The organism is Faecalibacterium intestinale (genome assembly GCF_040096575.1).
Taxonomy (GTDB): domain Bacteria; phylum Bacillota; class Clostridia; order Oscillospirales; family Ruminococcaceae; genus Faecalibacterium; species Faecalibacterium intestinale.
Genome location: NZ_JBBMEN010000004.1, coordinates 97617 through 124159 on the forward strand (window position 1 = coordinate 97617; position 26543 = coordinate 124159).

Genomic DNA, 26543 nt, shown 5'->3' on the forward strand with positions numbered 1-26543 from the left:
CTACACCCCTACCCCCCCCCTGTGCAAAATGCAGGGGGCGGCAAGGGGCAGAAAAAAGAAAGGGGCTTTTTCCATGAAAAAAGCAATGAAGAAACTCATGGCTGCGCTGCTGGCAGTTGCTATGGTTTGCGCCATGGCGATCCCGGCGTTTGCAGATAGCAGCAGCTCTACCGGCACTGCTGCTGTTACCCGGTACACGATCACCGCACCTAAAAACGGTCACACCTACGAGATCTACCAGATCTTTACCGGTGATTATGATGCATCCCAACCGTCCATGCTCGCCAACATCAAGTGGGGCAAAAACGGCACTGGTACGGCTGGTGATGCTGTTGAGCAGACTGTTCTGGACGCACTTTCCAAGGTTGCTTCCTACACAAGCGACAATGATAAGCTTACCGTTATCGAAAAATATATTGATTTGAGCACCGCTCCTCTAGTGACTATTACAAATGGCGGTACTGCTAATGATGTTGTTGGCGGTTACTACCTGATCAAGGACCAGGATGGTACTGTGCCTTCCTCTGAAACTTATACCCCTTACATCGTTTCCGTTGTTTGCGATATTACCATCAAGCCGAAGAGCAATGAGGTTCCTAAATTTACCAAAAAGCTGAAGGACACCAACGATACTACCGGCGCTATTTCCGGCTGGCAGGATTCTGCCGACTATGATATCGGCGATGACATCCCCTTCCGCCTGCAGGGCACTGTTTCCAAGGACATTGATTCCTATAAGACGTATTACTACGCTTTCCACGATGTGGAAGAAGCCGGTCTAACCTTTGACCCCGACTCTGTGGAAGTTTTTGTTGGCGATGAAGTGACCGGTACGAAGATTACTACTGGTTATACTGTCGATACCAGCCCGGCCGATGGCTGCACCTTTGAGATCGTATTTGATGATTTGAAAAAAGTTTCCGGTGTTACTGCTAATTCTATCATTACCGTTACCTACAAGTCTCAGCTGAACGGGAACGCTGTTCTGGGCGAACACGGCAACGTCAACAAGGCACAGTTGGAGTACTCCAACAACCCGCGCGGTGACGGCAAGGGCGAAACTCCTTGGGATAACGTCATCGTCTTTACCTATAAGGTGGTTGTGAACAAGATCGATCAGGCTGGTGATCCTCTGGAAGGTGCACAGTTCACTCTGACCAAAAAGACCAAGAACGGCACGGATGTTGTCAAGACTATGGACGTTAACACTACCTTGACTCAGTTTACGCTGTCCGGTCTGGATGACGGCGAGTACACGCTGACCGAGACTGTAACCCCCGCCCACTATAACACCATCAGCCCCATCACCTTTACTGTCACCGCTGATCATAAAATTGATTGGGATTCTATTTCCACTCGTGATAATGTTCTGACCTCTTTGAGCGGCAACAAGGTGATTGGTGAGATCACCTTTGATGTTGATAAAACCGCTGGCTCTCTGTCTACGAATGTCGTCAATAATATCGGCACTACCCTGCCCGGCACCGGCGGCATCGGCACCACCATCTTCTATGTGATCGGCGGCGGCCTGATGGTTGCAGCAGCTATCCTGCTCATTACCAAAAAGCGCATGGAGAACCGCTAACTTCTCCTTTTCCCCAGCACAGAGCGGGGCTGCAAAGCCCCCTGCTCTGATCCTGAAACTATAACGTTAGGGAGTAGCCCATGAAAAAGAACAAAAGCACCATTATACTGATCCTCGTCTTTTTCGTGGGTCTATCCGTGATGTTATACCCCACCATCAGCGATTACGTCAACCAGCGCAACCAGTCCCGCGCTGTGGCAAGCTACGCGCAGGACGTGGACAACATGACCGATGCGGATTACAGCGGATACTTTGACGCCGCCGATGCCTTTAACGCACAGGTAGCCGCCAACGAGTACGCGCTCTACCGCCCGGATCAGCTTACTGGCTACGCCGACACGCTGGATATTACCGGCACGGGCATTATGGGTTACATCACCATCTCCAAAATAGGCGTGGAGCTGCCCATCTACCACGGCACCAGCGACAGCGTATTGCAGATCGCCGCAGGCCATTTGGAGGGCACCAGCCTGCCGGTGGGCGGCGCGTCCACCCACGCGGTCATCTCGGCGCACCGCGGCCTGCCCAGCGCAAAGCTGTTTACCAACCTTGACCAGCTGGAAGTGGGCGATACCTTTACCATCACCGTGCTGGATCGGGTGCTCACCTACGAGGTGGACAAAATTTCCATCGTGCTGCCCACCGAGACCGACGAGCTGAAGATCGCCGAAGGCAAGGATTACGTCACCCTGATGACCTGCACCCCCTACGGCATCAACACCCACCGCCTGCTGGTACGCGGTCACCGCGTGGAGACCCCGGATCAGTACAAGCACATCCGTGTTACTGCCGAAGCGCTCAAGATAGAGCCTATCATCGTTGCGCCCGTCATGGCGCTGCCCATGCTGCTGATCCTGCTGATCGGTATGCTGCTTTCCACACGCAAACGCAAGAAAACAAGAGGTGAAGAACATGAAAAGCATTGATCTGCGTCATCGTCTGGCAGCTGTGCTGCTGGCTGTGTGCCTTGTGGTATGCTGCGCCCTGCCGGCCTTTGCCACCAGTGCCAGCCTTGTGTCCGGGCGGCTGGGCTCGCTCCACGTCCGTCTGTACGACACCCACAACGATGTGCCCCTGCGCGGCGGCGAGCTGACCTTGTATCAGGTTGCCGCCGTCAAGCGCACCGGCGGCAACCTGTCCTACGCCTATACCGGCGATTTTACGGGCTGCGGCGTGCCGCTGGGCGATCTTTCCGACAGCACGCTGGCTGACCAGCTGGCAAAGTATCTGCCCACCGTGCCCGCCGTTGCCGCCCAGCAGAACGTTGACGAGGAAGGCTACGCCGACTTTACCAAGCTGCCGCAGGGGCTGTATCTGGTCATGCAGACCGAGGCTTCCCACGGCTACGAAGCCATCAAGCCCTTCCTTGTGTCCATTCCCCTGCCGGATGGCGACAGCTGGATCTACGATGTGGACGCCACTCCCAAGGTAGGCGCTACCATCCCGGATACGCCGGAGACCCCGCCGGACACCCCCGAAACGCCCCCAGACACCCCTGACACTCCCCCGGATACGCCGGACACGCCGCCGGACACCCCCGATCTTCCGGAGCAGCCGGACACCCCGGATACGCCGGTGAGCCCCGGCACACCGGATAACCCGGTAAGTCCCGGCAACCCGGACAATCCCGTAAGCCCCGAGAACCCGGATAACCCGGTCTCCCCTTCTAACCCGGATAAGCCCGTTCTGCCCCAGACCGGTCAGCTGAACTGGCCTGTGCCGGTGCTGGCCTGCAGCGGTGTGCTGCTGTTTGCCGTCGGCTGGGTGCTGAACCGTCAGGGCAAAAAGGAACACTGAACCCTACTCCCTTCCAGCACGGCGCGCCGTGCCCTCTCCCCCGCAAGGGGGAGTTTTTTTGTTGGGGGAAAACTCCCCCAGTCTCGCGTTCGCTCGACAGCCCCCTCTGAGATGGGGCCTTTGGCATGGCGGCAAAGCTTCCGGCGCAACCGCAAAGTGTCCGGCAGCGCCAGAGGCTCCCTCCCCGAGGGAGCTGGCAAACCCGCAGGGTTTGACTGAGGGAGTTACACACGCAAAAAAAGCCGCTGTACGTTCTGTACAGCGGCTCTCGATTTATGCAATCCGTATTATGTTTTACTGCTGCTGAGCGGCCTTTTTGGCTTCCAGTGCCAGAATGGCATCGCGGCGGCTCAGGTTGATGCGGCCCTGCTGGTCGATGTCGGTCACCTTGACCACGATGGCATCGCCCACGGCAACCACGTCCTCTACCCGCTCCACGCGCTTGGTGTCCAGCTTGGAGATGTGCACAAGGCCTTCCTTGCCCGGAGCGATCTCCACAAAGGCACCAAAGTTCATCAGGCGGGTCACCTTGCCCTTGTAGATGGCACCGATCTCGGGGTCCTCCACAATGGTCTTGATGGTAAAGATGGCGCGCTTTGCGTCCTCCTGATCCACGGCGGAGACGAACACATGGCCGTCCTCCTGCACGTCGATCTTGCAGTTGCAGGTGGCGCAGATGTCCTGAATGACCTTGCCGCCCTTACCGATGACGTCCTTGATCTTGTCGGTGGGGATCATCATGCTGAACATCTTGGGTGCCCAGCGGCTCAGCTCCTGACGGGGCTGGGCGATCACGGGCTTGATGATCTCGTCCAGAATATACAGCCGACCCTTGCGGCACTTCTCGAAGGCCTCGGCAATGATGTCGTAGGTCAGGCCGTCGATCTTGATGTCCATCTGGATGGCGGTAATGCCCTTGCGGGTGCCGCCGACCTTAAAGTCCATATCGCCGTGGAAGTCCTCCACGCCCTGAATGTCCAGCATGGTCATCCAGCGCTCGCCCTCGGTGATCAGGCCGCAGGAAATGCCCGCAACCGGAGCCTTGATGGGCACGCCTGCGTCCATCAGTGCCAGCGTAGAGCCGCAGATGGAAGCCTGAGAGGTGGAGCCGTTAGAGCTGAGCACCTCGGACACGCAGCGGATGGTGTAGGGGAACTCCTCCAGAGAGGGCAGCACCGGCACCAGAGCACGCTCGGCCAGTGCACCGTGACCGATCTCGCGGCGGCCGGGGCTGCGCGGTGCGCGTGCCTCGCCCACGGAATACGGCGGGAAGTTATAGTGGTGGATATAGCGCTTGGTCTGCTCGTCGGTCAGATCGTCCATCAGCTGGTTGTCCTTGGTGCCGCCCAGCGTGCAGGTGGTAAGCACCTGCGTCTGGCCACGGGTGAACATACCGGAGCCGTGCACGCGGGGCAGGATGCCCACCTCTGCGGCCAGCGGGCGGATCTCGTTGATGCCGCGGCCGTCCACGCGCTTGCCCTCATCCAGCAGCCAGCGGCGCACCACGAACTTCTGCATCTTGTAGCTTACCAGATCCAGATCGGCGGCAGACAGGTCGGGATATTCCTCGGCGATCTTGTCCATGATAGGCAGCAGGGCTGCATCACGCACGTTCTTGTCGTCGGTGTCCATAGCGGCCTTGAAGTCGTCCAGATACTTGTTCTGGATGGCGTGGAACACGTCCATGTCCAGACCCACAACCTGGAAGTCGATCTTCGGCTTGCCGCGCTCGGCCACGATCTTGTTGATGAACTCGATGATCTTCTTGATCTCAACGTGTGCGGTCTTGATAGCGGTCAGCATGGTGTCCTCGTCCACCTCGTTGGCACCGGCCTCGATCATCACGATCTTGTCCATGGTGGCGGCAACGGTCAGGGCAAGGTCGCTCACCTTGCGCTGCTCCTGCGTGGGGTTCAGCACGATCTCGCCGTCAACCAAGCCCACCTGCACGCCGCCGATGGGGCCGTTCCACGGGATATCGGACACGGCGGTCACCAGAGAAGCGCCGATCATGCCGGCGATCTCGGGGCTGCAATCCGGGTCAAGGCTCATGACGGTCATGGTGATGCACACGTCGTTGCGCATCTCCTTGGGGAACAGCGGGCGCATGGGGCGGTCCACCACGCGGCTGGTCAGGATGGCGCGCTCGCCGGGGCGGCCCTCACGGCGCATAAAGCTGCCGGGAATGCGGCCTGCGGCGTAGAGCTTTTCCTCGTACTCCACGTTCAGCGGGAAGAAATCTACGCCCTCGCGGGGCTTGGGGCTCATGACCACGTTGCACATCACGCAGGTCTCGCCGTAGCGGATCAGTGCGCTGGCATTGGACAGGCCACACATCTTGCCCATTTCAACCTTGAACGGGCGGCCGGCCAGCATGGTTTCGTAGACCTTGAAGTTGTCAAAGGTCTCTTTGCGGGAACCAAATTCGATTGCCATTGTTTCTGCCTCCTTGTTTTTCGGATCGTTCTATCCAAAAAGCCGTGGCGTGCGCATTATAGCAATAAATCCAGCGTCCCTGCCCGCAGGCACGGGCGTTCGATTTACTGCTGCAATACGCTGCCACCGCTATTTTGTGCGCATGGGATACATGGAGCTATACATAAAGCAAAGGGCAGGTACCATTGCGGTACCTGCCCTCCGTTAAAATTACTTACGCAGACCCAGAGTTGCGATCAGAGCACGGTAACGCTCGATGTCCTTCTTCTGGAGATAAGCCAGCAGATTGCGGCGACGGCCAACCATCTTCAGCAGACCGCGGCGGCTGTGGTGATCGTTAGGGTTCTTCTTCAGGTGCTCGTTCAGCTCGTTGATGTGAGCGGTCAGCAGAGCGACCTGAACCTCGGGGGAGCCAGTGTCCTTCTCGGTCAGAGCGACTTTGGCCATAACTTCCTGCTTATTCATAATACAGTACCTCTTTCAAGTAATTTATCTGCCTATGGCACAGCGGCGGGAAACGGTTCTCCCAAAAGCGGGCATACTCCCAGCCCCGTGCCACGGTAACAGATACAGTATACCAGATTGCACAGCAGATTGCAAGAAGATTTTTGTCCGCAAGCCTTAATTTTTTACAATGCCGCCCCAGTACAGCTGCACCTCCGGCAGCTTCTTTTTGCGCAGCAGAAACACGGTGGGGATCAGGTACACCGCCACCGACAGCAGCCGCGAAGCATCGTAGCCGCTTACGCTCTCGGCCACGCTGGTGGTGCCGTACAACCCGCCGATGAGCATGGCGGCAATGTCCATGGCGCTGTGCAGGAACACCGTCACCCACAAATTGCCGGTACGGAAGTAGATGGCGGCCAGCATCACGCCCAGCGACGCCGCAAATACGCACTGCATCAGCACGCCAAAAGGCGCCGAGCCGAGCAGGTTGCTCAGGTGCGCCGCGCCAAACAGCACGCCGGACACAAGGCAGGCTTTCCACACCCCGGCGCGGGCGGTGCCGTAGCGCTCCAGCAGGGTCTGGGCAATGATGCCCCGGAACACCAGCTCCTCGGCCACGCCCACAAAGATCATGTTCAGCAAAAAGGTCAGGATGCGGGGCAGCGGCAGCAGCGGCGTGTCCGGGCGGCCAAAGGCCAGCGTCCCAAAGGCCGTGTACCCGATGAAGAACAGCGGGTACATCCCCACCAGCAGCCCGTTCAGAAAGCCGCAGCCGCGCCGGCGCAGCAGATCCAGCCTGCCGGTGCGGGCCAGCAGCAAAAGTGCCACCGCCAGCCCGACAGCTTCCTGCACAGAGCCAAACAGATAGCCGTCCATGGTGTCAAAGTCCGCGCCTGCCGCTGCCAGCACGATGGTAGCCAGCAGGCTGAACACGACCATGCTGCCAAGGAACAGCACCTCGGACAGGATACAATAAAGAATGGGGTGCGCGGTGCGCAGCCGTTTGAGCATAAGTACAGCCCTCCCTATCAATGATAGCCCTATTCTACCACGATTCCCCCAAAAGCGATAGGGCGAAAATAAAGCGTGCTGCCGGGGTATCGGGGAACTGTGAACGGCCTGCAGCATCTTTTTACAGAAAGTTCATGTAAAAGCGGGCTAAAATAGCCTTGCAGGTTTGACGTGTCTGCCGCTTTGGTGTATCATATATTTGTATTGTTATGCGCGATCCCGGGCGCATCACAGCCCGATTTTTAAGATTTATGAGGTGTGACCTATGTCCCTTGTTGAAAAACTTTTTGGCAGCTTCTCTGACCGGGAGCTGAAAAAGGTAAATCCCATCACCAAACAGGTGCTGGCGCTGGAACCCAAGTATCAGGCCATGTCCGATGCCGACTTACAGGCGCAGACTGCCGCCTTTAAGCAGCAGCTGGCCGAGGGCAAAACGCTGGATGACATCCTGCCGGATGCCTTTGCCGTCTGCCGCGAAGCCGCATGGCGTGTGCTGGGCATGAAGCATTTCCCCGTGCAGGTGACCGGCGGCATTGCCCTGCACCGCGGCGATATTGCCGAGATGCAGACCGGTGAGGGCAAGACCCTTGTGGCTACCCTGCCCGCCTACCTGAACGCCCTGACCGGCGAAGGGGTGCACATTGTTACCGTCAACGACTATCTGGCCAAGCGCGACAGCGAGTGGATGGGCAAGCTCTACCGCTGGCTGGGGCTGACCGTTGGTCTGATCGTGCAGGGCATGGACGGCGACGCCCGCCGGGATGCCTACAACGCCGATATCACCTACGGCACCAACAACGAGTTCGGCTTTGACTACCTGCGCGACAACATGGTGACCTATAAGGCCAACATGGTGCAGCGCGGCCACGCCTACGCCATCGTGGACGAGGTGGACTCCATCCTGATCGATGAGGCCCGCACTCCCCTGATCATCTCCGGCCGCGGCGAGGATTCTTCCAGCCTGTACACGCAGGTGGACCGCTTTGTGCGCACCCTGCACAAGAGCGTGGTGGTGGAGCTGGAAGATAAGGTCTCCACCGATGAGCAGGCCGATGGCGATTACGTTGTGGACGAAAAGCACAAGACCTGCACCCTGACCGCTGCCGGCATCAAAAAGGCTGAAGCCTATTTTAAGGTAGAGAACCTTGCCGCCGCCGAGAACATGACCCTTGCCCACCACATTGATCAGGCTATCAAGGCCTACGGCGTGATGCAGCGGGACATCGACTATGTGGTCAAGGATGGTCAGGTCATCATCGTGGACGAGTTCACCGGTCGTCTGATGATCGGTCGCCGGTACAACGAGGGTCTGCATCAGGCCATCGAAGCCAAGGAGGGCGTGAAGATCGCCGCCGAGAGCAAGACGCTGGCCACCATCACCTTCCAGAACTACTTCCGTATGTACAAAAAGCTGTCCGGTATGACCGGTACTGCCCGCACCGAAGCCACCGAGTTCACCGAGATCTACGGCCTGAACATCGTCAGTGTGCCCACCAACCGCCCGGTACAGCGCAAGGACTACCCGGACGCCATCTACAAGACCGTGGAGGGCAAGTACCGCGCCGTCATCGAGCAGGTGATGGAGTGCCACAAAAACGGCCAGCCCGTGCTGGTGGGTACTGTCAGCGTGGAAAAGAGTGAGACGCTCGCCAAAATGTTACAGCGCCACACCCGGGATTTCAACGTGCTGAACGCCAAGAACCACGAGCGCGAAGCCGAGATCGTAGCGCAGGCCGGTAAAAAGGGTGCCATCACCATCGCCACCAACATGGCAGGCCGTGGTACCGATATCATGCTGGGCGGCAACGCCGAGTTCATGGCAAAGGCCCAGATGCGCAAGGAGCACTTCTGCGAGAACCTGCTCAGCCCCGAGACCCCGCAGGACGCCGACCCGGCAGCCGTGGAGCTGCTGCTGACCGAAGCCAACGGCCACGGCGAGACCACCGATGCCAACATTCTGGCGGCACGTCAGCGTTTTGACCAGCTGTACGCCCAGTACAAGCCCGCCATCGACGCCGAAGCCGACGAGGTGCGCGCCGCAGGCGGCCTGTTCATCATCGGTACCGAGCGCCACGAGAGCCGCCGTATCGACAACCAGCTGCGCGGCCGTGCCGGCCGTCAGGGCGACCCGGGCGCTTCCCGCTTCTACCTGAGCCTTGAGGACGACCTGATGCGCCTGTTCGGCGGCGACCGGGTGTCCGGCCTGATGAACACCCTGAAGATCGACGAGGATACCCCCATCGAGAACCGTATGATCACCAATACGCTGGAAAGCGCCCAGAAGAAGCTGGAGGGCCGCAACTTCGAGATCCGTAAAAACGTGCTGAAGTACGATGATGTGATGAACCAGCAGCGTGAGATCATCTACGGGCAGCGCCGCAAGGTGCTGGACGGCGAGGACATCAGCACCGAGATGCACAAGATGCTGCGGGAGAACATCGATTCCAGCTGCGCCCAGTTCCTTTCCGGCGATGTGAAGGACGAGTGGGATTTCGGTGCCCTGCGCCGCCACTATCAGGGCTGGCTGACCACTGATGCCGACTTCCACTACACTGTGGCGGACTTTGACAATCTCTCCCAGCAGGGCATTGCCGATATGCTGTACGACCGCGGGATGCAGATCCTGCAGGCCAAGGAAGTGCGCTACGGCGCACCCGTTATGCGCGAGCTGGAGCGCATCTGCCTGCTCAAGTGCGTAGACCGCCAGTGGATGGACCACATCGACAACATGGACCAGCTGCGGCAGGGCATCGCGCTGCGCGGCTACGGCCAGAAGGATCCGGTGGTGGAATACCGCATCGAGGGCTTTGATATGTTCGACCAGATGGTGGATTCCATCCGGGAGTCCAGCGTCAAGATGCTGCTGACCATCGAGCTGCGCGCCGCCGGTTCCGCTCCCAAGCGGGAGCAGGTGGCAAAGCCCACCGGCGAAGGCTTTGTGCCCGGCAACGGTGCACCCGGCGTCAAGGGCAGCCCCAAGGGTCAGCCGGTGCGTGTGGTCAAGATTGGCCGCAACGATCCCTGCCCCTGCGGCAGCGGCCTGAAGTTCAAAAAGTGCACCTGCGCCCAGTATCACCCCAATGGCAATAACGGCGGGGAAGAATAACTGTAAGGCAAAGCCCTCCCTGCCGTGGCCGAGAGGGTTTTCCGCATAAATTCAGAGGGAGTTGATTTTACAATGATCGCACCGGAAAAACTGTTGGAAGCCGCCAAGGCGCTGGAGCCCCAGCTGCAGGAGTGGCGGCGCACGCTGCACCGTCACCCGGAGGTGGGCTTTGACCTGCCCCAGACCAAGGCACTGGTCAAAAAGGCGCTGACCGAGATGGGCTACACCCCGCAGGACTGCGGCAAGTGCGGCGTGGTGGCGCTTGCAGGGAGCAAGCGTCCCGGCAAGGTGATCCTGCTGCGGGGCGACATGGACGCGCTGCCCCTGCAGGAGGAATCCGGCGAGGAGTTTTCCTCTGAGCTGCCCGGCAAGATGCACGGCTGCGGCCACGATATGCACACCGCCATGGTGCTGGGTGCGGCCAAGCTGCTCAAGGAGCACGAGGACGAGATTGAGGGCACGGTAAAGCTGGAGTTCCAGCCCGCAGAGGAGATCTTTCAGGGCTCGCTGGATATGATAAACAGCGGCCTGCTGGAAAATCCCAAAGTAGACGCAGCCGTCATGTTCCATGTGCTGGCCGGGATGCCCCTGCCCGCCGGTATGGTGCTGGTGCCGGGCGGCGGCATTACCATGGCCAGCTGCGAGCAGTACCACATCGTTGTGCACGGCAAGGGCGGCCACGGCTCCATGCCCAACGCCTGCATCGACCCCATCACCGCAGCGGCGCACATCCACATTGCCCTGCAGGAGATCAACAGCCGCGAGCTGGACCCCGCAGGCTTTGGCGTGTTCACCACCGGCCGGTTCGAGGCCGGCAAGGCTTCCAATGTCATCCCGGATACTGCCGATATGTGGGGCACTATCCGCACCGTAGACCCGGAGCAGAAGGTCAGCGCCCTTATCCACCAGCGCATGACCGAAATTGCGCAGGGCGTGGCCACCGCCTACCGCTGCACCGCCGAGGTGGAGTTCAGCGATTACTGCCCCTGCATGGTAGTAGACACCCCGCTGGCAGGCAATGCCCTGACCTATATGACCGAGCTGCTGGGCAAGGGCGCTATGGACATGACCCCGCTCACCGGCGGCAAACCCGGCGGCGGCAGTGAGGATTTTGCCTTTGTCAGCCATGAAGTGCCCACCGTGAGTATGTTCTTAGCCGCAGGCAACGCCAAGGAGGGCTACACCTACGGCCAGCACCACCCCAAAGTGCGCTTTGACGACAGCATCCTGTACCGCGGCACAGCAGCCTACACCTATATGGCGCTGCGCTGGCTGGCAGATCACCAGTAAACAGCAAAAGTGCCGGAAACGACCTTGATCGTTTCCGGCACTTTTTTGTTATATCAGCCTTGCCCCGGCGTGGGGCAGGCTTTCTGCACCAAGGCTTTGCAGCTTTTGGGGCAGGGCGGCAAGGTCGCCGCCGGTATAGTACCAGCCCGCAGCCAGTGCTGCCAGTGCCAGCAGCAAAAGCACTGCCAGCGCCTTGCCCAACCTGCGGCGCTTCGGGCGCGGCGGCACGAGCGGTACAGCCGTGAGGGTGGCAGGCATCAGAGCTGTATCCGGTACTGCTTTACCGTAGGGCTGCCAGCTTGTGCCCCCTGCCTGCGGCAGACCGCAGGCAGCGCGGCGCAGCATATCCAGCAGCCACAGCCCGGGGTTCTCATCCGGCGATACGCACCGCAGCCAGCAGCCCTTTTTGCCGCCCACCAGCAACAGCCGACTGTGGGGCAGCTCCACACAGCCCACCGCCAGCGCGGCACCGGTCAGCCGCTGCATGGCCTGCACCCGCGCCAGTGTGCGGGCAGGCTCTGCCTGCGGTGCCTTGCGCAGCTTGCGGCTGAGCCGGGCGTTGAGTGCGGCGTTGGCGTAGCTCATGGCCCCAAAATCGAACACTTTTTCTGCGCCGGGAAGGTTTTCCAGCCGGGTCTCCAGCAGCGCCCCGGCGGCAGCATCGCTGCACACCAAAAGCTTGCGGTGCTGCTCCAGCGCCTGCACTGCGGCGGCGGCAAGGGTCTGCTCCCCTTCCCCGTACAACGCCGGGGCAAGGCTTGTCCGCAGCAGCTGTACCGCCCGGCGCAACTGCTGCGGGGTGCTGCTTTGCAGCGCCACCAGTGTTTCCGCGCCCCGGGTGCGGCAGTGCACCGTGCCCTGCCAAGTGTCCGGCAGGGCTGCCACAGCCTTTTGCACGGTCTGCTCCGGTGTACCGAACAGCCGCAGCACGCAGCCTGCCGGGCGGTTTTCTTCCTTTGTCATGACGCATCCCCCCTGCGGCCGCAGGGGCCGCTCTCACTCTGCCCGCAGGGTCTCGTCCAAGGCGGTCAGGGCGGCGGGGTCATGCTGTGCGCTTTCGGCCAGCACCTGCGTACCGGTCGGGGTCTTGCCCTGTGCCAGCCGCAGCGCCAGTTCCAGCGCAGTCTGTGCGGCGCGGGCGCGGATGAGCGCACGGTCCGGGCGGGAGACGAACAGTTTTTTCACATACACTTTGTCTCCCCGGGCAGCGCCCAGATACACCGTGCCCACAGGCCGGACGGCATCGCCGCCGCCGGGGCCCGCCAGACCGGTAACGCTGACCGCGATATCCGCACCGGCGGCTTTTGCCGCGCCCAGCGCCATCTGCGCCGCCACGGGAGCCGACACCACATTATATTGCGCAATGACCGCCGGGTCCACCCCGACAAGCTTCGCCTTGGCCTGCTCCCAGTAGGTCACAAAGCCGTAGCCAAACACCTCGCTTGCGCCGGACACACTGGTCAGGCGCTGGGCGATCATGCCGCCGGTGCAGCTTTCGGCGGTGGCAATAGTCAGGCCGTTGGCCTGCAGCGTATGCACCACCGTCTCTTCTAACCCGGCGACATCCTCATCATACACCGCATCACCCAGCAGATCATAGAACTTTTTGGCGTAGGCGCGGCACATCGTCTGCGCCTCGGCGTCATTCTGCGCCCGGGCGGTGATGCGGATCTCGCACTCGCCGGTCTTGCAGTAGATGGCGGCGGTGGGGTTCGGGTTCTCTAGCAGCGGACGCACCCGGTATTCCAGATTGCTCTCGCCGCCCAGCACCCGCAGCGTCAGGCTGTGCAGGGCACAACTCTGCCGCGCCAGCAGCAGCGGGCGCACGCTTTCCTCCCACATGGCCTTCATCTCATGGGGAACACCGGGCATCAGTACGGCGCAGTGGCCGTCCTGCTCGAACCATGCGCCCGGCGCGGTGCCGTGGTGGTTGACCACCTTATGCCCGTGCACCGGCACCATGGCCTGCTTGCGGTTGTTGGGGGTGGTCTCGCGCCCGGTGCGGGTAAAGAAGTCCACGATCTTCTGCCACTCGTCCGGGTCAAAGGTAAGGGTGTCGCCAAAGCAGGCGGCCACTGTCTCCTTGGTCAGGTCGTCCGCCGTGGGACCCAGCCCGCCGGTGAACACCAGCAGGTCGCACCGCTGCTTAGCTTCGTTGACAAAATCTGCCAGACGGCCATGGTTATCGCCGATGGTGCTCTGCCGCCGGACGGTGATGCCCAGTGCAGCCAGCTCCCGGCTGAGGTACTGGGCATTGGTGTTAAGAATATTGCCGAGCAGCAGCTCGGTACCCACACTGATGATCTCTGCTGTCATGGACAAATCAACCCTCGAATTCTACCTGATCGGTGATGCGCACCCGGATGCGCTCGGTCTGCTCTGCGGCTTCGGCTTCCAGCGCGGCAAGGCCGGGCATGGCGGCTTCGGCGGCAAGGATCTCCTCCAGCTCGGGGCGGATCTTCGGGTGCGGCGGGGTGAAGATGGTGCAGCAGTCCTCGTAGGGCAGGATGCTGGTCTCAAAGGTATTGATATGGCGGGAGGTCTCAATGATTTCGGTCTTGTCCATACCGATGAGCGGGCGCAGGATGGGCAGATCCTGTGCGGCATCGGTGCACTGCAGCGCCTTGACGGTCTGGCTTGCCACCTGTGCCAGACTCTCGCCGGTAACCAGCGCTTCGCAGCCCTGCTTTTTGGCGATCACGTTTGCAATGCGCATCATGCTGCGGCGCATCAGCACCGTGAACAGCACATCCGGGGCGTTATCCCGGATGTATTCCTGCGGTTTTGTGTAGGGCACCACGAACAGGTTGGCGCTGCCGGTATACACAGTGATAAGCTGCGCAAGAGCCTTTACTTTTAGTTTTGCACGCTCAGAAGTATACGGGGGGGACGCAAAATGGATGTGATCCAGTGCCAGACCGCGCTTTGCCATACGATAGGCCGCCACCGGACTGTCGATACCGCCGGAGAGCATATTCAGAGCACGGCCGCTGGTACCCACGGGCAGACCGCCCTCGCCCGGTATTTTCGGGCCGTGAATATACGCACCGTAATCGCGAATTTCCACGATCACCTTGAACTGCGGGTTATGCACATCCACCTTCAGGTAGTTGTGCTTGCCCAGCAGGTAAGCGCCCAGCTCCCGCATCAGCTCCGGGCTGGTCATGGGGTAGGTCTTATCGGCGCGGCGGGCTTCCACCTTGAAGGTGCGGATGCCGTGCAGCGCGCTGCCCAGATAGTCCTCGGCGGTCTGGCAGATGGTATCGAAATCCTTTTCGCACACCACGGCGCGGCTGAGCGCGGCAAGGCCGAACACCTTGCTGACCCGCTCAAAGGCAAGGTCCATATCCACGTCCTCTTCCTCGGGCTCCATATAAAAGGTGGACTGGGTGCAGTACACCTTGAACTTGCCCACCGTCTTAAGGCGGTAGCGCAGGATCTTCATCATGGCTGCTTCGAACTGGTTGCGATTGAGGCCTTTCAGGGACATCTCGCCCTGATAGCCCATAATAATTTCCTTCATAAATGTTGCATCTCCTGATGTGGGATTTATAATGGCCTCCGCTTTCGCTCTGGCCATATTCAGCGGATGAATTATTTTTATCTGTGAATGGAAAATGACTGCGGTCATTTTCCATTCACCCTTTCACGCATTGGGGTCGCGCAGGCAAACTGCATCTTCCCATAGAACGGCTGATAGCTTTCTCTTCGGACACGAGTTCGGGTTGCGGCACCCAGCATTCGCATCGTGCCTTGGGCGGCACTTGCGTCTTGCTGGCCGCTGCCCCAACAGCAACTCTCTGTTTCCGCCGCTGGCGGCGGTCGTTGCTGTTGCAAGCCATTCCATCGCCCGCCCTATTGCCCTGCGGGCAACAGGGTCCCACCCCAGCGGACGGTCCTCAGAGAAACTATCAGCCGTTCTGCGGCTTCCGTTTTTACTTTCTGATCTTCTGCAAATGCTTCATGCCGTCCTCGAAGCGGTTGAGGAAGGCATCCACATCCTCCGGGGTGTTATCGGCACAGAAGGACACCCGGATGGCAGTGTCGATGGCAAGCGGGTCGCGCCCCATGGCCGCCAGCGTGTGGCTGGGCTGACCGCGCCCGCAGGCACTGGCCGAGGAAACGTAGATCTGCTCCTCGGCCAGAAAAGCCAGCATCGTCTCGCTCTTGATGCACATCTCGCTGAAGTTCAGCACCTCGGGCACGGCGTTCTCCGGGCTGTTGATGACCACCTCCGGGAAGGCTTTCAGCCCCTCCCGCAGCTGCCGGTTCAGCGCACGCATGGCGGTGTCCCGGCTCTTCATGGTCTTTGCCAGGCGGGTGGCCGCTGCGGCCAGACCCATGGCGTAGGGCAGGTTTTCGGTGCCGGGGCGCATCTGCCGCTCCTGCTCGCCGCCCAGATAAGGCGGCTGGAAGGCCTGCACCAGCCTGTCGGAAAGGTAAAGCGCACCAATGCCCTTGGGGGCATGGATCTTGTGGCCGCTCACCGAGAGCGTATCGATGTTGTCCAACTTGATGGGCACACGCATCCACGCCTGCACCGCGTCCACATGGACGATGGTGCGGCTGTTGCGGCGCTTTACCTCGGCGGCAAGGCGCTCTACATCGTTGCGGGTGCCGATCTCGTTGTTCACCATCATGCAGGCCACAAGGATGGTGTTTTTGTCCACCCGCTCCAGCATGGCGGCAATATCCAACGTGCCGTCTGCCCGGGGGGCTACCACGGTAACGTCGTAGCCCTGCTTTGCCAGCCGCTCCAGCGGGCGCTGCACACTGGGGTGCTCGAAGCCGGACACCACGATGCCCTTGCCGAAGGTTCGGGTCTGCACCGCGCCCAGCAGCGCCAGATTGTTGCTCTCGCTGCCGCAGGAGGTAAAATACAGCTCCCGGCTTTTGCAGCCCAGCGTGCGCGCTACGGCGGCGCGGGCGGCATTCAAAGCCTCCTCACTGCGCGCGCCCGGGCCGTATAAGCTGGAAGGGTTTGCCCAGTGCTCCCGCATGGCCTTGTTTATGACGTCCGCCACCTCCGGCGCTACGATGGTGGTGGCCGCGTTGTCCAGATAATGTAACTGAGGGTTTTGCAGCATATATGGATTTCCTGCTTTCTGTCGTTGTTTTCATAATAACCCAGAATAAGTATAGCACAAACCCTTGGATAACGCAAAAAATTTTCTGCATTTATGGGTGATTTTTGTAACTGTACCTCCTTGACAAACACCCCGGTGGTGTGCTATCTTTACAGCATAGACCGCATCCCTGCTGACGGAACCTTGTGGAGCACCACAGTGCAGGGGTGCATGGGATGTCAATGCCGACCGTCTGGGCAGCCTTGCGCAATTGCTGCGCAAAGCTGTCCTTTTTTGCTATCAAGGAGGATGTCTGTATGAAGACCGATATCGAGATCGCGCAGGAAGCCAAAATGAAGCCCATCACCCAGATCGCAGCTCAGCTGGGCCTGGAGGACGAAAGTGTGATCCCCTATGGCCGCTATAAGGCCAAGATCGACCACCGGCTGATCCACAACGCCAAAAAGCAGGGCAAGCTGATCCTTGTCACTGCCATCAGCCCCACCCCTGCCGGTGAGGGCAAAACCACCACCAGCGTGGGTCTGGCCGATGCCATGAACGCACTGGGCAAAAAGACCATGCTCTGCCTGCGCGAGCCCAGCCTTGGCCCCGTGTTCGGCGTAAAGGGCGGCGCTGCCGGCGGCGGTTACGCACAGGTGGTGCCCATGGAGGATATCAACCTGCACTTTACCGGCGACCTGCACGCCATTGGCACCGCCAACAACCTGCTGGCTGCCATGATCGACAACAGCATCCAGCAGGGCAACCCGCTGAATATCGACCCCCGCCGCATCACCTGGAAGCGCTGCATGGACATGAACGACCGGCAGCTGCGGTTTATCGTGGACGGTCTGGGCGGCAAGGTGAATGGTACCCCCCGCGAGGACGGCTTTGACATCACGGTCGCCAGCGAGGTCATGGCAATCTTCTGCCTTGCCACCAGCATCTCCGATTTGAAGGAGCGGCTGTCCCGCATCGTGTGCGCCTACACCTACGACGGCAAGCCGGTGACTGCCGGTGAGATCGGCGCAGCCGGTGCCATGACCGCCCTGCTGAAGGACGCACTGGATCCGAACCTTGTGCAGACGCTGGAGAATAACCCCGCCATCATCCACGGCGGCCCCTTTGCCAACATTGCCCACGGCTGCAACAGCGTGCTGGCCACCAAGCTCAGCCTTTCGCTGGCAGACTACACCATCACCGAGGCAGGCTTCGGCGCGGATCTGGGCGCGGAGAAGTTCCTGGATATCAAGTGCCGCTATGCCGGTATTGCCCCCTCTGCCTGTGTGCTGGTGGCTACCGTGCGCGCCCTCAAGAGCCACGGCGGCGTAGCCAAGGCAGACCTGAACCAGCCCAACCTCGAAGCTGTCAAGGCCGGTGCTTCCAACCTGATCCGTCACATCGACAACCTGAAGAACGGCTTCGGTCTGCCGGTGGTGGTTGCCATCAACGCCTTCCCCACCGACACCGCCGAGGAGCAGGCTTATGTGGAGCAGGTCTGCGCCGAGCAGGGCGTGCCCTGCGTGCTAAGCGAGGTGTTCGCCAAGGGCGGCGAGGGCGGCAAGGCACTGGCTGAAAAGGTACTGGAGATTCTGGAGGATCGTCCCATCCAGTACACCTACCCGCTGGAGATGCCCCTGAAGGACAAGATCAACGCCATTGCCACCAAGATCTACCGCGCCGATGGCGTAAACTACAGCGCCGCCGCCAGCAAGACGCTGGCCGAGCTGACCGAGATGGGCTACGGCGACCTGCCCGTGTGCATTGCCAAGACCCAGTACAGCTTCAGCGACAACGCCAAGCTGACCGGTGCGCCCACCGGCTTTACCATGGAGGTGCGCGAGGTGCGTCTGGCCGCCGGTGCAGGCTTTGTGGTGGTGATCTGCGGCAGCATCATGACCATGCCCGGTCTGCCCAAAAAGCCCGCCGCCGTGAACATCGACGTGGACGCCGATGGCAAAATCACCGGCCTGTTCTGATAAAAAATCCTAATAAAACACAAAAGGCGCTGTCCTTGCGGACAGCGCCTTTTACGTTCTTTTTCACTCCATGGTGTGGCTGCAAAGGTAGTCCACCCATGCGGCGTAGCCCTCCGGCTTGATGTGGTAACCGTCCGGCTGGGCGTAGCTTTCGATCAGATCGCCGTTTTCGTCTGCCAGCACCTCCCAAAGGTTCAGGAAGTAGCAATCTTTTTCCAGCGCAATGGCGGCAAGTTCATTATTGATGCGGCACAGGCGGTCGCGGTTCAGCCCTGCGTGATTTTCCTGTGCGCTCACCTCCGGCCTTACCGGCGTGATGGACTGCACATAAATTTTTGCATCCGGCAGCGCCTGACTGATCATGTCCAGCATCAGGCGGTAGTAGGTCAGAAAGCTGGTGTAATCGGTGTCCCGCCCCAGCACATTGCTGCCCAGCAGCACATAGACGGCCTTGGGCTGCTGGGCGGTCAAAGCGTCCAGCGGGATCTCTGTCACGCCGTCCACCCGCTTGCAGCTGGTACCGTTGACAAAGGCGTTGGGGCCTACCCCCTTATAAGCGCAGAACTGCGCCCCGGGCAGACCGGTATCGTAGATCTGCAGCCCCTGCGTCAGGCTGTCGCCCACAAAACTGACCTGCGCAAACCAGCTTTTTTCCACCGGAGCGCTGGCCGGCAGCGCCGCCATACGGAAATCCAGCGCAGTCTCGGTGCTTCCCTCCAGCGTCTGCACCCGGAGCTGCCGCGCCAGCGGGTAGTTGACCGTGTTCCATGTATTATCCGTAGTCACCTGCCGCAGAATGGTGTTTTGGCTCAGGACGGTATCCACGCGCTCCCGGTGCAGCACCTTCCACAGAATGCCGATGGCGCTCAGCAGCGCCACCAGCGCCAGAAGGGCGACGATGATAAACACCCTGCGCCAGCGCCGGTGCAGGATGCGCCGCCGGTATTCCTGATAATCTGCCATTGTCGTTCCCTCACTTCCGGCCCGGAATGCGGGCTGTTCTATTTATAGTATAGCATAACTGCACCCAACAGCAAACCCCATTCGCCAAAAATGTACTGCAGGTTTTGCACGGTACGGGGCTGTTTTGGTGCAAAACTGACAGAGCACTGCCGCAAACGCTTGCATCCCATAGGCAGAATGTGTTATACTAGGATGAATCAAACGACAGGGAGGCTTTCACGATGGCATATACACCGAAACTGACTTATAAAGGCAAGCCCCTCGTCCGCAAGGACAACGAGCTGTATTACGGCAGCATGACCGACCCCTATGTGCTGTATCTGCAGATCCTGACCACCACCCCGGTGGGCGAGCAGCAGGTAGCCGACAAGGTACACCTGATGCTGCTTTCTACCGATACCACCAAGGCACCGCAGGAGCGCGTAGCGCGCCAGACCACCAAGCACGGCCTGTACAATGCGCTGGACATCGGCGGCATCTGGCTGCAGAAGGCCAACGAGACCCGCTGAATCAAATTAAAATGAACAATGCCGGACAGTCTGCGGACTGCCCGGCATTGCGTTTTTATAGGGACAATTTGGAATGGCCTCCGCGTGCGCTTTGGCCATATTCATAGGAATTTCTTTTTAGATTACAATTTTGGAAAATCTGCGGATTTTCCAAAATTGCCTTTTCACGAGCGGGGTCGTAAAGGAAAACAGCAGCAAAAAGCGCTATTTTCTGGATCCCATTTTCACAAGAATAAGAGAAAATCTTACTCCTCGGTCACCTCAAAGTCCAGCGGCTCGCCGCAGTTGGGGCACTTGGGTGCGCCGTCCAGCAGCTCGTCCTCTTCAAATACAGCGGTGCTGCCGCAGGCGGGGCAGGTCACCTCGTACTGCACAGGGGCGTCCTTGGCTTCGTCCTCCTCGCCTTCCAGTGCGACCTCAAAGGTCACACCACAGTGGGCGCAGTTGGCTTCGCCTGCATCCAGATCATCCTCGCTGACGTAGACAGTCTCGCCGCAGGCGGGGCAGGCTACCTCGTAGAAGGGCTCGCTGGCGATGTCGTCATCTCCCGCATCCTCATCCTCGTCGGCTGCGTCGTCGTCCTCGTCCTCGGCATCCTCGTCCTCGTACAGGTCGGCTTCCAGATCCTCCAGCTCCTCGCTCAGATCGTTGATCTGGTCGTAGGCGTGGGTCAGATCCTCATCCATGGCGGCAATGGCATCGGCCATCTCGCCCAGCAGAGCGGCCATGGCCTTGATGATCTTACCCTCTTTGGTGCTCTCATCCACGCCCAGACCGTCCACTAAGCCCTGCAGGTAGGCTGCTTTCTTGTTCAGTTCCATCTGAAATGCCCTCCTTGTTTGTAATACAAAAACCGGGCAAACGGTTGCCCGCTGCCCGGTATGCGACAAATGATCAGACGCGCTCCATATACTCGCCGGTGCGGGTATCGATGCGGATGTGATCGCCCTCGTTGATGAACAGAGGCACACGGATCTCGGCGCCGGTCTCAACGGTAGCGGGCTTCAGGGTGTTGGTAGCAGTGTTGCCCTTAACACCCGGCTCGGTCTGGGTGACTTCCAGCTCGATGAAGTTGGGGATCTCGACGCTGAACACCTTGCCCTTGTAGCTCAGCAGCTTGCACAGCTCGTTCTCCTTGCAGAACTTGAAGTTATCGGGCACGTCGGCTGCGTTGACGGGGATGTCATCGTAGGTCTCGTTGTCCATGAAGTGGTACAGATCGCCGTCCTCGTAGCTGTAAGTCACGTCCTTACGCTCGATGAAAGCCTGCGGGAACTTTGCGGTGGGGTTGTAGCTGGTCTCGACCACAGAACCGGTGATGACGTTCTTGGTCTTGGTGCGGACAAAGGCAGCGCCCTTGCCGGGCTTGACGTGCTGGAACTCAACGACCTGAAGAACCTGGCCGTCCTGCTCAAAGGTCACGCCATTGCGAAACTCGCCTGCAGAAATCATAGGAATTCCTCCATAAATTTAATCTCAGATGCTTAACGCATATCTCTATTTATTTTACCCAATCTGCCCCTGTTTGGCAAGGGGTTTGGGCAAAAAAGACGATAAAAACACAAAATCTTTTACGCATTCCGCGCTGCGCGGTACATTTGCTGCATCGTCTGCGCGTCCTCGGCCTGTGTGCCCGCACTCTCGCAGATGACCACCGGGGTCAGCTGGCGCTGTGCCAGCAGCTCCATCAGGGGCTGGGGCTCCGGGCCGAACTGGGTATCGGCAAAGGTCCAGTGGCGCTTTTCGCCGCCCGCCGAGTATTCAATGCGGGAAAAGTGCACATGGAACTGCCGGGCGCGGTCATCGCCCAGCACCTCGGCCATGCGGTCCAGAATGGCTGCATAGTCCGCCTTGGTCTGGATGCCGCCCAGTGTGCGGGCGTTCAGGTGGCCGAAGTCGATGCAGGGGGTGATGCGGCTGTCCACGCCGCACAGCGCCAGCACCTCGTCCAGCGTGCCCAGCTGCCCTACCTTGCCCATGGTCTCCGGGCACAGGGTCATATCCTCAAAGCCAGCCTCGTCCAGCGCAGCCACGGCGCGGCGCATGGTATCCAGCGCCTTTTCCAGCGCGGCCTCCCGGCTCTGCTTGCCGCAGCTGCCGGAGTGGAAGATGATGCGTCTGCCGCCCAGCGCCCGGCACACCGCCGCGCTTTGCAGCAAGTACTGGATGCTGTTCAGCCGCTTGTCCTCTTCCAGACTGGACATACTGATATAATAAGGTGCGTGGACGCTGAACAGGATGTCCCGCTCTGCGGCAAGGGCAGCCATGCGGGCGGCCTTATCCAGCCCCAGACGCACCCCGCGCCCGCACTGGTACTCAAAGGCATTCAGTCCCATTTTGGCGGTGTACTCCGGCACGTCCAAGCTGCTTTTGTAGCCTTGGGCGGCAAAGCTGTCGCTGGTGCCTGCAGTGCCGAACCGGATGTTCCAAGCTTCACTCATAGGGTCTTACCTCCCCGGTCGTAGTACTTCTGCCAGTGTTTCTTTTCCCACTTGCGCTTGAGGATGACCTGTGCGCCCAAGTCCGGCCCGCGGGGGATGACCATCAGCCCGGGGATGCCGTACAGCGCCGCCACCATGCGGTCGGCGTAGAGCTGGTCGCCCACCATAGCCATCTGGCGGTGCTTCACGCCCATGCGGTGCTGCGCCACCATCAGCGCAAAAGGCAGGGGTTTGGCTGCGCGGTACAAGTAGGCAAGCCCCAGCTTTTCGGCAAAGGGGCGCACCCGCTTTTCTGCACCGTTGGAAACGATGGTCAGCTTTACCCCGGCTTTGCGCATGGCGGCAAGCCACGCGGCCACCTCCTCCGGCAGCTCCTGACTGCGGTCTGCGGTCAGGGTGTTGTCGATATCCAGCACCAGAGCCGTGATGCCCTTGGCGGCAAGCCATTCCGGCGTGATATGGGTAACGTCCTTAAAAACATATTCGGGGGTAATGAGCATAGGTTTCTCCTTACCTTCAACAGGCTCGCCCTCTCAGCTTCGCTTGCGCTCAGCAGCTCTCCCAAAGGGAGAGCCCTTGGCAAAACCGTAAACTTTGCGTGGACTGCCAAGGCCCCTCACTTTGGGAGAGGTGGATGCGACCAGCGGGAGCAGACGGAGAGGGCGAGGCCGCTTCTCGTCACAAATGAAAATAGGGGAACCTGCATAAACAGGCTCCCCTACATCGGCGTTAGCAACGCGTTTAAAATCTAAAGCAACGTGCGATTCCAAGCAAGTGATTACTTGAACTTGCGCTTGCGGGCTGCTTCGGACTTCTTCTTGCGCTTAACAGACGGCTTCTCGTAAGCCTCGCGCTTACGAACCTCTGCGAGCACACCGCTGCGAGCAGTGCTGCGCTTGAAGCGACGCAGTGCGCTTTCCAGCGACTCGCCCTCTTTAACACGAATTTCCGACATCTTATTCCCTCCCTTGGACCGTGAGGCAGGAATTTCGTTGTTACATGGTAACTAACAGTAGACAGTATAGCGCATTTTATCCGGTTCGTCAACCTTTTTTTGAAAGTTTTTACTCAAAACTTTTGAAAGATTTTTGAACAGACGCTGCCGGGTGTTTCCTGTGCCAGGTCTGCCTCTGCGGGTGATGATATGTTCACGCTTATTCAGCGGAGCAGCAAAACTCAGCCCTTGGCAGCCAGATTGACCAGACGACCCTTGACGTAGATCTCCTTGACCAGCTGCTTGCCTTCCAGCGCAGCAGCCACAGCGGGGTCTGCCTTGGCGGCGGCAATGGCGTCCTCGGCGGTGATGTCTGCGGGCACCTTCAGACGTGCCTTCACCTTGCCGTTCACCTGCACGGCGATCTCCACAGCAGCTTCCACGCACTTGGCTTCCTCGTAGGCAGGCCACGGATAGTAGGCCAGCTGCTCATCGTGGCTGTGACCCAGCTTCTCCCACAGCTCCTCGGTCATGTGGGGAGCGAAGGGGTTCAGCAGCTGCACCAGCGTCTCAAACTCAGCCTTGGTGGCACCGCCGTTGTCGTACAGGGCGTTGACCAGCGTCATCAGCTGGGCAATGGCGGTGTTCATCTTCAGGCCCTCGATATCTGCGCTGACCTTCTTGATGGTCTGGTGCATCAGGGTCTCCATGGCGGGGCGGTAGCCCTCGCCCTCCACCAGCTTGTCGCTCAGTGCCCACACGCGGTCAAGGAAGCGGTTGCAGCCCGCAATGGCAGAGGTCTGCCACGGTGCAGCCTGCTCAAAGTCGCCCATGAACATCTCGTACAGACGCATGGTGTCGGCACCGTACTGGTCCACCACCTCGTCGGGGTTGATGACGTTGCCAAGGCTCTTGGACATCTTCACGATGGGATGGCGCGCCATCTCGCCGTACTTCTCTTCCAGTGCCTTCTCGGCGGCTTTCTGGCTGCCGTACTCCTTGAGCAGCTTCTCCTGCTCCTCAGCGGGCAGGTTGACAAAGCTGTGGGGGTTCAGGCCAAGGATCATGCCGTGGGCGGTACGCTTCTGGTAGGGCTCTGCCGTGGGCACCACGCCGATATCGTACAGGAACTTATGCCAGAAGCGGCTGTACAGCAGGTGCAGGGTGGTGTGCTCCATGCCGCCGTTGTACCAGTCCACCGGAGACCAGTATTCCAGCGCTTCCTTGGAGGCCAGAGCATCCTTGCAGTGGGGGTCCATATAGCGCAGGAAGTACCAGGAGGAACCGGCCCACTGGGGCATGGTGTCGGTCTCGCGGGTAGCGGGGCCGCCGCAGCAGGGGCAGGTGGTCTTGACCCAGTCCTTGTGGCGTGCCAGCGGGGATTCGCCGTCCGGGCCCGGCTCAAAGTCGGTGATGTCCGGCAGAGTCAGCGGCAGGCTGCTCTCGGGCAGGGGCTGCCAGCCGCACTTGTCGCAGTGCACCATGGGGATGGGCTCGCCCCAGTAACGCTGACGGCTGAACACCCAGTCGCGCAGCTTGTAGTTGACCTTATCGCGGCCCTTGCCGTTCTCTTCCAGCCAGGTGATCATCTTCTTTTTGGCATCGACCACGGACAGGCCGTTCAGGAAGCCGGAGTTGACCAGCGTGCCGGTGGCAACATCGGTAAAGGCAGCTTCGTCCAGATTGGACGGGGTGCTGCCCTTGACCACCTCGATGATGGGCAGGCCGAACTTCTTGGCGAATTCCCAGTCGCGGGTATCGTGGGCGGGCACGGCCATGATGGCGCCGGTGCCGTAGGTGGACAGAACGTAGTCGGAGATGAAGATGGGGATCTCGGTCTCGTTGACCGGGTTGATGCCCATCACACCGTCCAGCTGCACGCCGGTCTTTTCCTTGTTCAGCTCGCTGCGCTCAAAGTCGCTCTTGCGGGCAGCTTCGGCCTGATAAGCCTTGACGGCATCGGCATTCTTGATAATACCCTTTTCCAGCCATGCCTTGAGCAGGGCGTGCTCCGGGGAGATGACCATGTAGGTAGCACCGAACAGGGTATCGCAGCGGGTGGTGTACACGGTCAGGGTATCCCCTGCGGTGGTACCGAAGTTCACCTCGGCACCGTGGCTGCGGCCGATCCAGTTCTTCTGCTGGGTGGCCACGCGCTCGATGTAATCCAGGCCATCCAGACCGTCGATCAGCTTATCGGCATAAGCGGTGATCTTGAGCATCCACTGGCTCTTGACGCGGTGCACCACCTCGCTGCCGCAGCGCTCGCACACGCCGTTGACAACTTCCTCGTTTGCCAGCACGCACTTGCAGCCGGTGCACCAGTTGACGTTCATTTCCTTCTTGTAAGCCAGACCATGCTTGTACAGCTGCAGGAAGATCCACTGGGTCCACTTGTAGTACTCGGGGTCGGTGGTGTTGATCTCGCGATCCCAGTCAAAGGAGAAGCCCAGCGCCTTGAGCTGGCTGCGGAAATGGTCCACATTGCTCTTGGTGACGATGGCCGGGTGGATGTGGTTCTTCATGGCGAAGTTCTCGGTGGGCAGACCGAAGGCATCCCAGCCCATGGGGTACAGCACATTGTAGCCGTTTTTACGGCGCTTGCGGCTTACCACATCCAGCGCGGTGTAGCTGCGGGGGTGGCCGACGTGCAGGCCCGCACCCGAAGGATACGGGAACTCCACAAGGGCATAGAACTTGGGTTTTTTGTGGTCGATCTCGACATGGAAGGTCTTTTCGTCCTCCCACACCTTCTGCCACTTGGCTTCAACAGCCTTGTAATCATACTTCATGTTTGTAATCAGCTCCAGACTTTAACCAAAATACCGTTGCTTGGGGGCGTATGCTTTCAAGGTACTTCCGGTATAAACCCTCTCAGTCAGGGCATTCGCCCTGCCAGCTCCCCCGAGGGGGGAGCTTTTCTGCCAACTTTCCCTATTTCGCCGCAATAACGGAGCGGGTTCTGCCAGAAGCAAACCT

Annotated in this window: 21 protein-coding genes and 1 riboswitch; of the genes, 7 read left to right on the forward strand and 14 right to left on the reverse strand. The window is 59.8% G+C overall.

Annotation, left to right across the window (positions count from 1 at the left end):
• Positions 1–73: 73 nt before the first annotated feature.
• From WMO20_RS04950 to WMO20_RS04960, 3 genes are all read left to right on the forward strand, one after another.
• On the forward strand, positions 74–1585 hold the full coding sequence (locus WMO20_RS04950; RefSeq protein WP_349186028.1) for an isopeptide-forming domain-containing fimbrial protein: 1512 nt from the start codon (positions 74–76) through the stop codon (positions 1583–1585).
• Between the two features lie 80 nt (positions 1586–1665).
• A complete protein-coding gene (locus WMO20_RS04955) occupies positions 1666–2511 on the forward strand; it encodes a class C sortase (RefSeq protein ID WP_112090483.1) in 846 nt (281 codons plus the stop codon).
• Positions 2498–3382: an isopeptide-forming domain-containing protein gene (locus WMO20_RS04960; protein WP_349186029.1), complete on the forward strand. Its 885-nt coding sequence runs from the start codon at positions 2498–2500 to the stop codon at positions 3380–3382. Before WMO20_RS04955 ends, WMO20_RS04960 begins: the two co-directional genes overlap by 14 nt.
• A 294-nt stretch (positions 3383–3676) precedes the next feature.
• Here WMO20_RS04960 and WMO20_RS04965 read toward each other — a convergent pair whose 3' ends face one another.
• From WMO20_RS04965 to WMO20_RS04975, 3 genes are all read right to left on the reverse strand, one after another.
• The gene (locus WMO20_RS04965; RefSeq protein WP_112090481.1) at positions 3677–5818 is read right to left on the reverse strand and encodes a polyribonucleotide nucleotidyltransferase; all 2142 of its coding nucleotides are present in this window, start codon (positions 5816–5818) and stop codon (positions 3677–3679) included.
• 210 nt (positions 5819–6028) lie between these two features.
• Positions 6029–6283: a 30S ribosomal protein S15 gene (gene rpsO, locus WMO20_RS04970; RefSeq protein ID WP_005925047.1), complete on the reverse strand. Its 255-nt coding sequence runs from the start codon at positions 6281–6283 to the stop codon at positions 6029–6031.
• A 156-nt stretch (positions 6284–6439) separates the two neighbouring features.
• Positions 6440–7276: a CPBP family intramembrane glutamic endopeptidase gene (locus tag WMO20_RS04975; RefSeq protein WP_349186030.1), complete on the reverse strand. Its 837-nt coding sequence runs from the start codon at positions 7274–7276 to the stop codon at positions 6440–6442.
• A gap of 265 nt (positions 7277–7541) precedes the next feature.
• Here WMO20_RS04975 and secA point away from each other — a divergent pair, with 265 nt between their 5' ends.
• On the forward strand, positions 7542–10382 hold the full coding sequence (gene secA, locus WMO20_RS04980) for a preprotein translocase subunit SecA (protein ID WP_308563108.1): 2841 nt from the start codon (positions 7542–7544) through the stop codon (positions 10380–10382).
• A gap of 72 nt (positions 10383–10454) precedes the next feature.
• Positions 10455–11672 carry a M20 metallopeptidase family protein gene (locus tag WMO20_RS04985; RefSeq protein WP_349186031.1) on the forward strand — a complete coding sequence of 406 codons (1218 nt, stop codon included), beginning with the start codon at positions 10455–10457 and terminating at the stop codon, positions 11670–11672.
• Between the two features lie 48 nt (positions 11673–11720).
• On the opposite strand, the gene WMO20_RS04990 is transcribed toward WMO20_RS04985, so the two are convergent.
• The 4 genes from WMO20_RS04990 to WMO20_RS05005 all read right to left on the reverse strand — a co-directional run bounded on the left by WMO20_RS04990 (position 11721) and on the right by WMO20_RS05005 (position 16759).
• Positions 11721–12635 carry a competence/damage-inducible protein A gene (locus WMO20_RS04990; RefSeq protein ID WP_349186032.1) on the reverse strand — a complete coding sequence of 305 codons (915 nt, stop codon included), beginning with the start codon at positions 12633–12635 and terminating at the stop codon, positions 11721–11723.
• Positions 12636–12668: 33 nt separating this feature from the next.
• The gene (locus WMO20_RS04995) at positions 12669–13988 is read right to left on the reverse strand and encodes a competence/damage-inducible protein A (RefSeq protein ID WP_349186076.1); all 1320 of its coding nucleotides are present in this window, start codon (positions 13986–13988) and stop codon (positions 12669–12671) included.
• Positions 13989–13995: 7 nt separating this feature from the next.
• On the reverse strand, positions 13996–15195 hold the full coding sequence (gene thiI, locus WMO20_RS05000; RefSeq protein WP_015536741.1) for a tRNA uracil 4-sulfurtransferase ThiI: 1200 nt from the start codon (positions 15193–15195) through the stop codon (positions 13996–13998).
• Positions 15196–15607: 412 nt separating this feature from the next.
• A complete protein-coding gene (locus WMO20_RS05005; RefSeq protein WP_112090475.1) occupies positions 15608–16759 on the reverse strand; it encodes a cysteine desulfurase family protein in 1152 nt (383 codons plus the stop codon).
• Positions 16760–16917: 158 nt separating this feature from the next.
• Positions 16918–17004, forward strand: a riboswitch (ZMP/ZTP riboswitch).
• 51 nt (positions 17005–17055) lie between these two features.
• On the opposite strand from WMO20_RS05005, the gene WMO20_RS05010 reads away from it, so the two are divergent.
• Entirely contained in the window at positions 17056–18717 is a 1662-nt protein-coding gene (locus tag WMO20_RS05010; protein ID WP_349186033.1) for a formate--tetrahydrofolate ligase, read from the forward strand.
• Positions 18718–18780: 63 nt separating this feature from the next.
• Here the strand turns inward: WMO20_RS05010 and WMO20_RS05015 are convergent, their stop codons facing one another.
• Positions 18781–19680, reverse strand: a complete 900-nt coding sequence (locus WMO20_RS05015) for a GDSL-type esterase/lipase family protein (RefSeq protein WP_349186034.1) — start codon at positions 19678–19680, stop codon at positions 18781–18783.
• 221 nt (positions 19681–19901) lie between these two features.
• Between WMO20_RS05015 and WMO20_RS05020 the strand changes: the two genes are divergently transcribed.
• Entirely contained in the window at positions 19902–20189 is a 288-nt protein-coding gene (locus WMO20_RS05020; RefSeq protein ID WP_005928286.1) for a hypothetical protein, read from the forward strand.
• 245 nt (positions 20190–20434) lie between these two features.
• On the opposite strand, the gene WMO20_RS05025 is transcribed toward WMO20_RS05020, so the two are convergent.
• From WMO20_RS05025 to leuS, 6 genes are all read right to left on the reverse strand, one after another.
• Positions 20435–21010: a CD1247 N-terminal domain-containing protein gene (locus WMO20_RS05025; protein ID WP_316539344.1), complete on the reverse strand. Its 576-nt coding sequence runs from the start codon at positions 21008–21010 to the stop codon at positions 20435–20437.
• 73 nt (positions 21011–21083) lie between these two features.
• Positions 21084–21641, reverse strand: coding sequence for an elongation factor P (gene efp / locus WMO20_RS05030; RefSeq protein WP_005928281.1), 558 nt, complete (start codon positions 21639–21641; stop codon positions 21084–21086).
• A 119-nt stretch (positions 21642–21760) separates the two neighbouring features.
• The gene (locus WMO20_RS05035) at positions 21761–22630 is read right to left on the reverse strand and encodes a TIM barrel protein (protein WP_112090470.1); all 870 of its coding nucleotides are present in this window, start codon (positions 22628–22630) and stop codon (positions 21761–21763) included.
• Positions 22627–23130 (reverse strand): YqeG family HAD IIIA-type phosphatase, encoded by a 504-nt coding sequence (locus WMO20_RS05040; RefSeq protein WP_005928274.1) that lies wholly within the window; start codon positions 23128–23130, stop codon positions 22627–22629. Before WMO20_RS05040 ends, WMO20_RS05035 begins: the two co-directional genes overlap by 4 nt.
• Positions 23131–23408: 278 nt before the next feature.
• A complete protein-coding gene (gene rpsU / locus WMO20_RS05045) occupies positions 23409–23585 on the reverse strand; it encodes a 30S ribosomal protein S21 (protein WP_005928271.1) in 177 nt (58 codons plus the stop codon).
• A gap of 221 nt (positions 23586–23806) precedes the next feature.
• Positions 23807–26356, reverse strand: coding sequence for a leucine--tRNA ligase (gene leuS / locus WMO20_RS05050; protein ID WP_316539345.1), 2550 nt, complete (start codon positions 26354–26356; stop codon positions 23807–23809).
• Between the last annotated feature and the right edge of the window lie 187 nt (positions 26357–26543).

Excerpts from the sequence above, each read along its gene's own strand:
- WMO20_RS04955 (WP_112090483.1), top strand. The coding sequence starts at position 1,666 with ATGAAAAAGAACAAAAGCACCATTATACTGATCCTCGTCTTTTTCGTG.
- WMO20_RS05015 (WP_349186034.1), bottom strand. The coding sequence starts at position 19,680 with ATGGCAGATTATCAGGAATACCGGCGGCGCATCCTGCACCGGCGCTGG.
- rpsU (WP_005928271.1), bottom strand. The coding sequence starts at position 23,585 with ATGTCGGAAATTCGTGTTAAAGAGGGCGAGTCGCTGGAAAGCGCACTG.
- WMO20_RS05035 (WP_112090470.1), bottom strand. The coding sequence starts at position 22,630 with ATGAGTGAAGCTTGGAACATCCGGTTCGGCACTGCAGGCACCAGCGAC.
- efp (WP_005928281.1), bottom strand. The coding sequence starts at position 21,641 with ATGATTTCTGCAGGCGAGTTTCGCAATGGCGTGACCTTTGAGCAGGAC.
- WMO20_RS04965 (WP_112090481.1), bottom strand. The coding sequence starts at position 5,818 with ATGGCAATCGAATTTGGTTCCCGCAAAGAGACCTTTGACAACTTCAAG.
- secA (WP_308563108.1), top strand. The coding sequence starts at position 7,542 with ATGTCCCTTGTTGAAAAACTTTTTGGCAGCTTCTCTGACCGGGAGCTG.
- leuS (WP_316539345.1), bottom strand. The coding sequence starts at position 26,356 with ATGAAGTATGATTACAAGGCTGTTGAAGCCAAGTGGCAGAAGGTGTGG.
- WMO20_RS04985 (WP_349186031.1), top strand. The coding sequence starts at position 10,455 with ATGATCGCACCGGAAAAACTGTTGGAAGCCGCCAAGGCGCTGGAGCCC.
- WMO20_RS04960 (WP_349186029.1), top strand. The coding sequence starts at position 2,498 with ATGAAAAGCATTGATCTGCGTCATCGTCTGGCAGCTGTGCTGCTGGCT.
- thiI (WP_015536741.1), bottom strand. The coding sequence starts at position 15,195 with ATGAAGGAAATTATTATGGGCTATCAGGGCGAGATGTCCCTGAAAGGC.
- WMO20_RS05040 (WP_005928274.1), bottom strand. The coding sequence starts at position 23,130 with ATGCTCATTACCCCCGAATATGTTTTTAAGGACGTTACCCATATCACG.
- WMO20_RS05010 (WP_349186033.1), top strand. The coding sequence starts at position 17,056 with ATGAAGACCGATATCGAGATCGCGCAGGAAGCCAAAATGAAGCCCATC.
- WMO20_RS04990 (WP_349186032.1), bottom strand. The coding sequence starts at position 12,635 with ATGACAAAGGAAGAAAACCGCCCGGCAGGCTGCGTGCTGCGGCTGTTC.
- WMO20_RS04975 (WP_349186030.1), bottom strand. The coding sequence starts at position 7,276 with ATGCTCAAACGGCTGCGCACCGCGCACCCCATTCTTTATTGTATCCTG.
- WMO20_RS05005 (WP_112090475.1), bottom strand. The coding sequence starts at position 16,759 with ATGCTGCAAAACCCTCAGTTACATTATCTGGACAACGCGGCCACCACC.
- WMO20_RS04995 (WP_349186076.1), bottom strand. The coding sequence starts at position 13,988 with ATGACAGCAGAGATCATCAGTGTGGGTACCGAGCTGCTGCTCGGCAAT.
- WMO20_RS05025 (WP_316539344.1), bottom strand. The coding sequence starts at position 21,010 with ATGGAACTGAACAAGAAAGCAGCCTACCTGCAGGGCTTAGTGGACGGT.
- rpsO (WP_005925047.1), bottom strand. The coding sequence starts at position 6,283 with ATGAATAAGCAGGAAGTTATGGCCAAAGTCGCTCTGACCGAGAAGGAC.
- WMO20_RS05020 (WP_005928286.1), top strand. The coding sequence starts at position 19,902 with ATGGCATATACACCGAAACTGACTTATAAAGGCAAGCCCCTCGTCCGC.
- WMO20_RS04950 (WP_349186028.1), top strand. The coding sequence starts at position 74 with ATGAAAAAAGCAATGAAGAAACTCATGGCTGCGCTGCTGGCAGTTGCT.